Annotated in this window: 9 protein-coding genes, 1 pseudogene and 1 riboswitch; of the genes and pseudogenes, 4 read left to right on the top strand and 6 right to left on the bottom strand. The window is 71.7% G+C overall.

From position 1 onward, the window contains the following. Window positions 1-672 (bottom strand): transposase (locus B9S58_RS18435; protein WP_146063528.1); only part of this gene is annotated, 672 nt, incomplete at its 3' end. 423 nt (window positions 673-1,095) lie between these two features. Between B9S58_RS18435 and B9S58_RS18430 the strand changes: the two genes are divergently transcribed. Then, the gene (locus B9S58_RS18430) at window positions 1,096-2,088 is read left to right on the top strand and encodes a DUF389 domain-containing protein (RefSeq protein WP_103533229.1); all 993 of its coding nucleotides are present in this window, start codon (window positions 1,096-1,098) and stop codon (window positions 2,086-2,088) included. A 26-nt stretch (window positions 2,089-2,114) separates the two neighbouring features. On the opposite strand, the pseudogene B9S58_RS18425 reads toward B9S58_RS18430, so the two are convergent. Continuing rightward, a pseudogene (locus B9S58_RS18425) lies at window positions 2,115-4,086 on the bottom strand (heavy metal translocating P-type ATPase). A 95-nt stretch (window positions 4,087-4,181) separates the two neighbouring features. Between B9S58_RS18425 and B9S58_RS18420 the strand changes: the two are divergent. Together B9S58_RS18420 and B9S58_RS18415 are read left to right on the top strand one after the other, a co-directional pair. After that, window positions 4,182-4,559, top strand: coding sequence for a metalloregulator ArsR/SmtB family transcription factor (locus B9S58_RS18420; protein WP_103533228.1), 378 nt, complete (start codon window positions 4,182-4,184; stop codon window positions 4,557-4,559). Between the two features lie 187 nt (window positions 4,560-4,746). Further along, window positions 4,747-4,965, top strand: coding sequence for a hypothetical protein (locus tag B9S58_RS18415; RefSeq protein WP_103533227.1), 219 nt, complete (start codon window positions 4,747-4,749; stop codon window positions 4,963-4,965). Between the two features lie 88 nt (window positions 4,966-5,053). Here the strand turns inward: B9S58_RS18415 and B9S58_RS18410 are convergent, their stop codons facing one another. The 4 genes from B9S58_RS18410 to gcvT form a co-directional block, all read right to left on the bottom strand. Then, entirely contained in the window at window positions 5,054-6,439 is a 1,386-nt protein-coding gene (locus tag B9S58_RS18410; RefSeq protein ID WP_103533226.1) for an L-serine ammonia-lyase, read from the bottom strand. Window positions 6,440-6,641: 202 nt separating this feature from the next. Further along, entirely contained in the window at window positions 6,642-7,901 is a 1,260-nt protein-coding gene (gene glyA, locus B9S58_RS18405) for a serine hydroxymethyltransferase (protein WP_103533225.1), read from the bottom strand. A 19-nt stretch (window positions 7,902-7,920) separates the two neighbouring features. Then, window positions 7,921-8,298: a glycine cleavage system protein GcvH gene (gene gcvH, locus B9S58_RS18400; RefSeq protein ID WP_103533224.1), complete on the bottom strand. Its 378-nt coding sequence runs from the start codon at window positions 8,296-8,298 to the stop codon at window positions 7,921-7,923. Window positions 8,299-8,420: 122 nt separating this feature from the next. After that, on the bottom strand, window positions 8,421-9,545 hold the full coding sequence (gene gcvT, locus B9S58_RS18395; protein WP_103533223.1) for a glycine cleavage system aminomethyltransferase GcvT: 1,125 nt from the start codon (window positions 9,543-9,545) through the stop codon (window positions 8,421-8,423). A gap of 174 nt (window positions 9,546-9,719) precedes the next feature. Beyond that, a riboswitch (glycine riboswitch) is annotated at window positions 9,720-9,817 on the bottom strand. 164 nt (window positions 9,818-9,981) lie between these two features. Here gcvT and B9S58_RS18390 point away from each other — a divergent pair. Beyond that, a complete protein-coding gene (locus B9S58_RS18390) occupies window positions 9,982-10,662 on the top strand; it encodes an AAA family ATPase (protein ID WP_103533222.1) in 681 nt (226 codons plus the stop codon). Window positions 10,663-10,673 lie beyond the last annotated feature (11 nt).

The following is a 10,673-nucleotide window of genomic DNA, read 5'->3' as shown; positions in this document are numbered from 1 at the left end:
CGCGTCGAAGACCTCGTCGATCAGCCGCTGGGCCATGCGCGGGGCCTTCGGGCGGATCAGCTCCACGAGTCTGCGGCGGCCGGCCTTGCGCAGGGCGGCCGGGGAGCCGTGGCGCTCCAGGAGCCAGGTGACGGCGTGGTGGTCCAGACGCGGTCCCAGGACGCGTTCCTGGGAGGGGTGGAACTGGGTGAGCAGGCCGCGTATCCGGTTGCTGGTGCGGGTGGCCTCGGCGGCGAGGTCCTGGTCGAAGCCGGTCAGCACGGTCAGCTCAGCGGTGATCTCGTCGGTCAGTTCCAGGGAGCGCAGGGTGTGCGGCATCGTCCGCGCGGCATCGGCGATGGCGGCCGCGTCCTTGGCGTCGGTTCTGGCCTCGCCGGGGTAGAGGTCGGCGATCCGGCGCATGGCCAGGCCGGGCAGGTAGGCGACGCGGCAGCCGGCGTCGCGGGCGACGGTCAGCGGCAGGGCGCCGATGGAGGCGGGCTGGTCCACGATGACCAGGACGGTGCCGAACTTCGCGGTCAGCTTGTCGAACACGGCCCGCAGCTTCGGCTCGCTGTTGGGCGGCGGCTTGTCGAAGAACTTCTTCCCGGCCGGGGTGAGTCCGTGGCCGTGGTGCGCGGACTTGCCGACGTCCAGGCCGTGGAACACGCCCACGTCTTCGATCTGGAACATCGTTTCCTTCCAGGGGTGTTGACGGTGCCGGCCTCGGCTCGGGTGTCGTGCTCGCGCATCCATGTTATGCAGACCTGCCGCCCGCGAGCTGTCCGGCGTTGCGCCGGACCGGACGGTGGCCGGACCTCTGATCAGCGTCTCCGACGAACACCCCTCGGGCCCGGTGACACCACCCCCCCCAGGTCATCCGTTCGATAGGGGGACACAGTCATGCCGGGCCCGGAGGCCAGCGGCCCTCTTGCAGGACCGCGAAGAACACAACGGGGGGCGGTAGCGGATGCCGCACACATGCGGGTGGCCGGTGCTGGAGCCACAGGTGACGACGGCGCCGGAGGTGCGGCCCGGGTGCCGCGCTGAGCCGAACGGCTGACGCCCCGCGGGTGGCTTCCGCCGCTGCCCGCACCCGGCTCCGATACTGAAACGATGATCACAGGACTGCGCGCTTGGGTGCTTCCGGAGCGGCAACGGCGGTCGCAGGCCGAACTGGCCGAGGACCTGGACCTCACGTGCGGGGACGCGCGCGCCAAGCAGTCGGCGTTCTGGACCATGTTGTTCTTCTCCGCGGTGATCGCGGCCGGCGGGGTCCTGACCGATTCCACGGCCACGGTGATCGGCGCGATGATCATCGCGCCGCTGTCCACCCCGATCATGGGCATCGCCATCGGCGCCGTACAGGGCCGGCGCGGCTCGGCCGGCCGGTTCGTGCTCGCCGGGGTGCTCCTGGTGGTGGCGGTCGGAGCGGTCGGTTCGCTGGCCGTACCGGCCGACTACGATCTGCTGTCGGACAGCCAGATCGCCGGCCGGACCTCACCCGGCCTGCTGGACCTGGTGGCAGCCATGGCGACCGGCTTCGCCGGGGCGCTCGCCCTGTCCCGCAAGGACGTCGCGGCGGTGCTGCCCGGCGTGGCCATCGCCATCTCGCTGGTGCCGCCGCTGGTCGTGGCCGGCGTCTGCGCCGGGCAGGGAGCCTGGTGGCTGGCGCTCGGCGCGCTGGTGCTCTTCGTCTCCAACCTGCTCGCGCTGGTCTTCGCCGGCATGGTGGTCTTCGCCGCGCTCGGCGGGGCCCAGGAACGCCCGGCCCACGCGTCGCGCCGCGCCTACGCGGCGCTCGGGCTGCTGTTCGCCGCGGTGGGCCTGGTGCTCGCGGCCAACACCACGGCGACGGTGCTGATCCACCTCTGGACCACCCGTACCACCGTCGCCGCGACCGCCTGGCTGTCCGGTACGCCCGGCGCGCAGGTCACCGACGTACACGCGCACTCCCGGACGCTGTACATCTCCGTGCGCACACCGGCCGACCTGCCACCGCTGGACCGGCTCCTCACCGACCTCCGCGGAGAGGTCCCCGACGGGGTTCCGGTCGCGGTGGTGACGACCCAGGGCCGGCAGCTCCAGGCCGGCCGGGTCGGGGACTGACCTCGGCGCGGACGGCCGGGCGGTACTCACGCGGTGTCCTCGAAGGGCCCGGGCCAGGCGGCCTCGCGCAGGAGGCGCAGGCCGTTGAGGCCGACGACGACGGTGGAGCCCTCATGCCCGGCGACGCCGAGCGGCAGGGGGAGGGTGCCGATCAGGTCCCAGGCGACCAGGGCGGCGATGAAGGTCCCGGCGATGGCCAGGTTCTGGACGACCAGGCGGCGGGCGGTCCGGGAGAGGGCCACGACGGCGGGGACGGTGGCGAGTTCGTCGCGGACGACGACGGCGTCGGCGGTTTCCAGCGCGAGGTCGGATCCGGCCCGGCCCATCGCGATACCGGTGTGCGCGGCGGCCAGCGCGGGTGCGTCGTTGACGCCGTCGCCGACCACCAGCACCCGTAGGCCCTCGGCCTCCCACGCCCGTACGGCGGCGACCTTGTCCTGCGGGAGCAGCCCGGCGCGCACGTCGCTGATCCCGACCTCGGCGGCCAGCCTGCGGGCGGCCCGCTCGTTGTCACCGGTGAGCAGGACCGGGGTGCGGCCGGTCAGTCCGGTGAGCGCGGCCACCGTCGCCCTCGCGTCCGGGCGTAGCCGGTCCGCGATGCCCAGTACGCCGACCGGGGCGCCGTCGCGGAGCACGAGGACCGCGGTACGGCCCCCGTCCTCCAGCGACCGGACAGCTTCGTCGAGGCCGGAGCCACCGGCGGCGAGGCGGGCCGGGGACCCGACCTGGACGGTGCGGCCGTCGACGGTCGCGGTGACGCCGGCCCCGGGTGAGGAGACGAAACCGGCCGCCTCGGCGAGGGCGAGACCGCGTTCGCGGGCGGCCCGGACGACGGCGCGGGCCAGCGGGTGCTCGCTGGGGTGTTCGGCCGCCCCCGCCAAGGCCAGCAGCCGGTCCTCGTCCAGGCCCGATGCGGGCAGGGGGAGGACGCCGGTGACCCGTGGAGTGCCCTCGGTCAGGGTGCCGGTCTTGTCCAGCGCCACCGCGTCGACCTGGCCCAGGCGCTCCATCACGACCGCGGACTTCGCGAGCACGCCGTGGCGGCCCGCGTTGGCGATCGCGGACAGCAGCGGCGGCATGGTGGAGAGGACCACCGCGCACGGCGAGGCGACGATCATGAACGTCATCGCCCGCAGCAGCGCCGGCCGTAGTTCGTCGCCGAAGGCCAGCGGGATACCGAAGACGGCCAGGGTGGCGATGACCATGCCGATCGAGTACCGCTGCTCGACCTTCTCGATGAACAACTGGGTCGGCGCCTTGGTCTCGGAGGCCTCCTCGACCATCTTCACGATCCGGGCGATCACCGAGTCCGCCGGACCACGCTCGACGCGCACCCGCAGAGCACCGGTGCCGTTCACCGTGCCGGCGAACACCTCGTCCCCCGCCTGCTTGGCCACCGGCAGCGGCTCACCGGTGATCGTGGCCTGATCGACGTCGCTCGCACCGTCCAGGACGTGCCCGTCCGCGCCGACCCGCTCACCGGGGCGCACCAGGATGACGTCCCCCACCGCCAGGCGTCCGGCGTCCACCGTCTCCTCGGTGCCGTCCGCGCGGAGCCGGGTCGCGACGCCGGGGGCGAGATCGAGCAGGCCGCGGACGGAATCTGCCGTGCGGGCGGTCGCGACCGCCTCCAGGGCGCCGGAGGTGGCGAAGATGACGATCAGCAGAGCGCCGTCCAGGACCTGCCCGAGCGCGGCGGCGCCGAGCGCGGCGACGACCATCAACAGGTCCACGTCCAGCGTCTTTTCCCGCAGGGCCTTGAGACCCTCCCACCCCGGCTCCCAGCCGCCGGTGACGTAGCCGGCGGCGAACAGCGGGCCACGCCCATGCCGGAGCACCCAGCAGATACACGGGGAGCGCCAGCAGGAACAGCACCAGGGAGGCCAGCGCCCACCGAGCCTCCGGCAACGCCAGGAGACGCGTACGCCGCCTCGGCGGCACCGGGCGCGGAGTCCCGACGGTCGCCGGTTCAGGCCGTTGGTCCACGACAGGAGACATGGCGGAGCGACCCTTCACGGGTGGACGACGGGCAACACGCTCACCATACAGGAACACATGAACAGGTCTTCATGTATCACGCGTATGATGACGGTATGGGCCACGGAGCAGACGCCAGGAGCAGCGCCACCACCCGCGAACGCCTCGACGCGGTCGGCGCCGCCGACGTCGCCGCCACCCTCCAGGCCCTCGCCACGCCCTCGCGGCTGCGCATCCTCGCCCGGCTCCAGGAGGGCCCCTGCTCGGTGAGCGACCTCGCCGGCGCCGTGGGGATGGAAGCCTCCGCCTGCTCCCACCAGCTACGCCTGCTGCGCAATCTCGGCCTGGTCACCGGCGAACGCCGGGGCCGCTCGATCATCTACGCCCTCTACGACGATCACGTCGCCGAGCTCCTCGACCAGGCCCTCTACCACGTCGAACACCTGCGCCTGGGCGTCCGCGACCTCCCGGCCGAGCCCGCCGTCGCCGACTGATCCCCGCCGCGGGCGGTACGTGGGCTTTTGGCCAATCCTGGCCGATCTCCTGTCCCTGCCCGCCGGGCCCGCGCCTCTCTCCTATGCTCTACATGGCTGTAGAGCACGGCGGGGTGGTGCGGAACTCCGCGCGGCTCCGGAGTACGAGCGCGCTCCGTGGGGAGCGCGGAACGAGGAGGGGACGAGCGTGGCTTCGATCGATCTGGACAAGGTGCTGGACAAGGCCTGGGCGGACAAGAGCGTGCCCGAGGTGCTGGCGGCCCCGGTGTCGGCGCTCAAGGGCGTCTCGGACCGGCAGGGCGACCTGCTCAAGGAGGCGTTCGGCATCAAGACCGTGGCCGACCTCGCGAACCTGAAGTACGTCGGCTGGGCGCAGGCCCTGGCCGCGCTGGACGCGGCGAAGTAACGCCCCTGCGGGCGAGCGGTGCCGCAGGCGGCACGGACGGCCCTGACAGCGCCCGAAGACGGAAACGCGCTGGTCAGGGCCTGTCCGTCTAGCACTCGATGATGTTCACCGCGAGCCCGCCCCGCGCCGTCTCCTTGTACTTCACGCTCATGTCGGCCCCGGTCTCCTTCATGGTCTTGATGACCTTGTCGAGGGAGACCTTGTGGCTGCCGTCGCCCCGCAGCGCCATCCGCGCCGCGGTGACCGCCTTCACCGCGGCCATGCCGTTGCGCTCGATGCACGGGATCTGGACGAGGCCGCCGACCGGGTCGCAGGTCAGGCCCAGATTGTGCTCCATGCCGATCTCGGCGGCGTTCTCCACCTGCTCGGGGGAGGCGCCGAGGACCTCGGCCAGGGCTCCGGCCGCCATCGAGCAGGCGGAGCCCACCTCGCCCTGGCAGCCGACCTCGGCGCCGGAGATCGAGGCGTTCTCCTTGAACAGCATGCCGATCGCTCCGGCCGCGAGGAGGAAGCGCACGACGCTGTCCTCCTTCTCGGTCTCGGTGCAGCCGCCGGCCGCGAAGTTCATGTAGTAGTGCAGGACGGCGGGGATGATGCCCGCCGCGCCGTTGGTGGGGGCGGTGACGACGCGGCCGCCCGCCGCGTTCTCCTCGTTGACCGCCATCGCGTAGAGGGTGATCCACTCCATCGCGTGCGCCTGCGGGTCGCCCTCGGCGCGCAGCTGGCGGGCCGAGTTCGCGGCGCGGCGGCGGACCTTGAGGCCGCCGGGGAGGATGCCCTCGCGGGACATGCCGCGTGAGACGCAGGCCTGCATGACGCGCCAGATGTCCAGCAGCCCGGAGCGGATCTCCGCCTCGGTGCGCCAGGCCAGCTCGTTCTCCAGCATCATCGAGGAGATGGACAGGCCGGTCTCGCGGGACAGGCGCAGCAGCTCGTCGCCGGTGCGGAAGGGGTGCCGCAGAACGGTGTCGTCCGGGACGATCGGGTTCTCCCCGGCCACCGCGTCCTCGTCCACGACGAAGCCGCCGCCGACCGAGTAGTACGTCTTCTCCAGGACCGGGGCGCCCTCGGTGTCGTACGCGAGGATCGTCATGCCGTTGGCGTGGTACGGGAGCGCCTTGCGGCGGTGCAGGATCAGGTCCTGGTCGAAGTCGAACGGGATCTCGTGCATGCCGAGCAGATTGATCCGGCCGCTGCTGCGGATCTCCTCGACCCGGCCGTCGGCGGACTCCACGTCCACGGTCTGGGGCGACTCGCCCTCCAGGCCGAGCAGGACCGCCTTGGGCGTGCCGTGCCCGTGGCCGGTCGCGCCGAGGGAGCCGTACAGCTCGGCCCGTATCGAGGCGGTGTGCGCGAGCAGGCCCTCGTTCTTCAGGCGGCGCGCGAACATCCGGGCGGCGCGCATCGGGCCCACCGTGTGGGAGCTGGACGGGCCGATGCCGACCGAGAAGAGGTCGAAGACCGAGATGGCCACGGGAGTACTCCTTGGGGTTGGAAGACGCCGTTGTCTGCCTGGTGGTGCGGGAACGGGCCGGGTGGTGCGGTACGGGCCGGGGCGGGGCCCGCGGGGCAAGCTGGGCAAGAGGTGGAGCGGGGGACACGGGTCGGGGCACCACGCTCACTCTGTTCAGTGTGCGCGGTGCCCCGCCCGAACGTGCGGAACCGCAGGCCAGGTGCTACTTCAGGCCGGGGTACAGCGGGAACTTCTCGGCCAGCGCCACCACGCGGGCCTTGAGGTCGTCCGCGTCGTAGGACGGCTTGAGGGCGGCGGCGATGATCTCCGCGACCTCGGTGAAGTCCTCGGTGCCGAAGCCGCGGGTGGCCAGCGCCGGGGTGCCGATCCGCAGGCCCGAGGTGACCATCGGGGGACGCGGGTCGTTCGGGATGGCGTTCCGGTTGACCGTGATGCCCAGCTCGTGGAGCCGGTCCTCGGCCTGCTGGCCGTCGAGCTCCGAGTTGCGCAGGTCGACCAGGACCAGGTGCACGTCGGTGCCGCCGGAGAGGACGGAGACGCCGACCTCGGTGACGTCCGGCTGGACCAGGCGCTCGGCCAGGATCCGCGCGCCGTCCAGGGTGCGCTGCTGGCGCTCCTTGAACTCCTCGCCCGCCGCGATCTTGAACGAGACCGCCTTGGCCGCGATGACGTGCTCCAGCGGGCCGCCCTGCTGACCCGGGAAGACCGCCGAGTTGATCTTCTTGGCGAGCTCCTGGGTGGAGAGGATCACGCCGCCGCGCGGACCGCCGAGGGTCTTGTGCGTGGTGGTGGTGACGACATGGGCGTGCGGCACCGGGTTGGGGTGCAGACCGGCCGCGACCAGGCCGGCGAAGTGCGCCATGTCGACCATCAGGTACGCGCCGACCTCGTCCGCGATGCGGCGGAAGGCGGCGAAGTCCAGCTGACGCGGATAGGCGGACCAGCCGGCCACGATCAGCTTCGGCTGGGACTCCTTGGCGAGGCGCTCGACCTCCTCCATGTCCACGATGCCGCTCTCGTCGACGTGGTACGGGACCACGTTGTAGAGCTTGCCGGAGAAGTTGATCTTCATGCCGTGGGTCAGGTGACCGCCGTGGGCCAGGTTCAGGCCCATGATCGTGTCGCCCGGCTTCAGCAGCGCGAACATCGCGGCGGCGTTCGCCTGGGCACCGGAGTGCGGCTGCACGTTCGCGGCCTCGGCGCCGAACAGGTCCTTGATCCGGTCGATCGCGATCTGCTCGACGACGTCGACGTGCTCACAGCCGCCGTAGTAGCGGCGGCCGGGGTAGCCCTCGGCGTACTTGTTGGTGAGGACGGAGCCCTGGGCCTCCATGACGGCGACCGGAGCGAAGTTCTCCGAGGCGATCATTTCGAGGGTGGACTGCTGACGGTGGAGCTCGGCGTCGACGGCGGCGGCGACGTCCGGGTCCAGCTCGTGGAGGGAGGAGTTCAGAAGCGACATCAGTAGGTCCCTTAAGGTCTCAGTTGCCGGAGAACGCGGTGTACTCGTCGGCGGAGAGCAGGTCGGCCGGCTCCTCCGCGACGCGCACCTTGAACAGCCAGCCGCCCTCGAAGGGAGCGGAGTTCACCAGCGAGGGGTCGTCCACGACGTCCTGGTTGGCCGCCGTCACCTCACCGGTCACCGGCGAGTACAGATCGCTGACGGACTTGGTCGACTCCAGTTCGCCGCAGGTCTCGCCCGCGGTCACCGTGTCGCCGACCTCCGGGAGCTGGGCGTAGACGACGTCACCGAGCGCGTTGGCCGCGTACTCCGTGATGCCGATGGTCGCGACGCCGTCCTCGAAGGCCGACAGCCACTCGTGCTCCTTGCTGTACCGCAGCTGCTGGGGGTTGCTCATGACCTGAATTCTCCTGTACGCGGGGGAGTGCTGATGAACGGTGGTCTTACGGTGTGAGACGGAGGTACGTCACTTCCGTGACGCCTGCGTGCGGCTGAGAAGGACCGGTTTCTTCCGGGATATCACTTCTGGCGCTTGTAGAACGGCAGCGCGACGACCTCGTACGGCTCGTGCGTGCCGCGGATGTCCACGCCCACGCCCTCGGTGCCCGGCGCGGCGAAGGCCGCGTCCACGTAGGCCATGGCGATCGGCTTGCCCAGGGTCGGGGACGGGGCGCCGGAGGTGACCTCGCCGATCACCTTGCCGTCGGCGACGACCGGGAAGCCGGCGCGCGGGACCCGGCGGCCCTCGGCGATCAGGCCGACCAGCTTGCGCGGCGGGGCGGTCTCGGCGCGCTCGGCGGCGGCCCGCAGCGCCTCGCGGCCGACGAAGTCGCCCTCCTTCTCGAACTTCACGACCCGGCCCAGGCCCGCGTCGAACGGGGTGAGCGCGGTCGTCAGCTCGTGCCCGTACAGCGGCATGCCCGCCTCCAGGCGCAGCGTGTCCCGGCAGGAGAGGCCGCACGGGATCAGGCCGTGCGCCGAGCCGGCCTCGGTCAGGGCGCGCCACAGCTGCTCGGCGTGCTCGGGTGCGACGAACAGCTCGAAGCCGTCCTCGCCGGTGTAGCCGGTACGGGCGATGAGCGCCGGGACCCCGGCGACCGTGCCCGGCAGGCCCGCGTAGTACTTCAGCCCGTCCAGGTCGGCGTCGGTGACGGCCTTCATGATGGCGGGCGACTCGGGTCCCTGGACCGCGAGCAGCGCGTACGCGTCCCGGTCGTCGCGCACCTCGGCGTCGAAGCCCCCGACGCGGGCGGTCAGCGCGTCCAGCACGATCTGCGCGTTGCCCGCGTTGGCGACCACCATGTATTCGGGGGCCTCGGTCTCGCCCAGCCGGTAGACGATCAGGTCGTCCACGATCCCGCCGTCCTCCTGGACGATCATCGTGTAGCGGGCACGGCCGTTGCCGACGGTGGCGATGTTGCCCACCAGCGCGTAGCTCAGGAAGGCGGCGGCCTCGGGTCCGGTGACGGTGATCTCGCCCATGTGCGACAGGTCGAAGAGCCCGGCGTGGGTGCGTACGGCGTTGTGCTCGTCGCGCTCACTCGCGTACCGCAGGGGCATGTCCCAGCCCGCGAAGTCGGTCATGGTGGCGCCGAGCGAGCGGTGCAGCGTGTCGAGGGCGGTAAGACGGGGGGCAGTGCTCATGGATACGGCTCCAGGGCATGACGACGTCAGGACGAATCCTCCCCATCTGTCATCGGAACCTGAGAGGTTCGCCGATAGCCCCCGACGGGGTGTGCCCCTGGAGGGCGCCCTGGTTCAGGGGGCTCGGCTTGCACCTTGGGTGGAGCCGCAGGGCGGCTCGCTTTTCAGATCTGCCTCATCCACGCGGTACGGGGCCTGAGAGATTCAAGGGAGGATCTTGCTCCTTCGGCGTCCGGCCCACACTGTGGCCGGAACTCTCCCGCGCGGATTCGAACGGCCGGTATGCAGTTTGGCGGGGTCATCATCGCACGCATTGGGAGAGAGTGGGGGGTCCGGTCCCCACGCAGGTGAAGACGGCGAGGCCGGTTGTGCCGCATTGCCTTTTCTTTACACTTCAGGGGCAGGTGCGGGTGACCCGACGGCAGGGGGATGGGCGATGACGTTGCAGCGGTCGGTACCGACCGCGGGGGTGGCGCACGGCGCGATGCCCGCACAGCCCGGCGCACCCGCACGGGAGCTGCTTGCAGAGAGCGCGCCGGTGGTACGCGACCTGCGCGGGAGCACCTGCCACGGTCCGTACAGCCTCGATTTCACCGCCGGTGACGTCGTCGTGGTCTCCGGACTCCCCGGCAGCGGGAAATCGACCCTCATCCGGCGGGCCGCGCAGGGCCGTGCCATCGACTCCCAGAACACCCGCGACAGCTGGGCCGCGGCCCTGCCCCGCTTACTTCCCTACGCCCTCTACCGCCCGCTGGTCCGCGCCGCGCACTACCTCGGTCTCTGGAACGCCCTGCGCTCCGGTGAATCCGTCGTCGTGCACGACTGCGGCACCCAGGCCTGGGTACGCCGCTGGCTCGCCCGGCACGCCGTGAGCCAGGGCCGCACCCTCCATCTGATCCTGCTCGATGTGACGCCAGAGGTGGCCCGGCAGGGGCAGCGCGAGCGCGGACGCGGGGTCTCCGGCTACGCCTTCGCCCGCCACCGGCACGCGGTGGCCCGGCTGCTCCGCGACACCGAACAGGGGCTGCTGCCCGCCGGCTGCACCTCCGCGGTGCTGCTGGACCGGGTGGCCGCGGGGGCGCTCGGCCGGATCTCCTTCCCGCCCACCGCCCGCTGACGGCTAAGGTG

Origin of the sequence: Streptomyces sp. SM11, assembly GCF_002910905.1 — a bacterium.
Classification (GTDB): domain Bacteria; phylum Actinomycetota; class Actinomycetes; order Streptomycetales; family Streptomycetaceae; genus Streptomyces.
Note: the sequence above shows the minus strand (reverse complement) of the source record. Positions and strands in the feature narration are given on the sequence as shown.

Coding starts and splice junctions, on each gene's coding strand:
- B9S58_RS18430 (WP_103533229.1), top strand. CDS start 1,096: ATGATCACAGGACTGCGCGCTTGGGTGCTTCCGGAGCGGCAACGGCGG.
- B9S58_RS18420 (WP_103533228.1), top strand. CDS start 4,182: ATGGGCCACGGAGCAGACGCCAGGAGCAGCGCCACCACCCGCGAACGC.
- glyA (WP_103533225.1), bottom strand. CDS start 7,901: ATGTCGCTTCTGAACTCCTCCCTCCACGAGCTGGACCCGGACGTCGCC.
- gcvH (WP_103533224.1), bottom strand. CDS start 8,298: ATGAGCAACCCCCAGCAGCTGCGGTACAGCAAGGAGCACGAGTGGCTG.
- gcvT (WP_103533223.1), bottom strand. CDS start 9,545: ATGAGCACTGCCCCCCGTCTTACCGCCCTCGACACGCTGCACCGCTCG.
- B9S58_RS18390 (WP_103533222.1), top strand. CDS start 9,982: ATGACGTTGCAGCGGTCGGTACCGACCGCGGGGGTGGCGCACGGCGCG.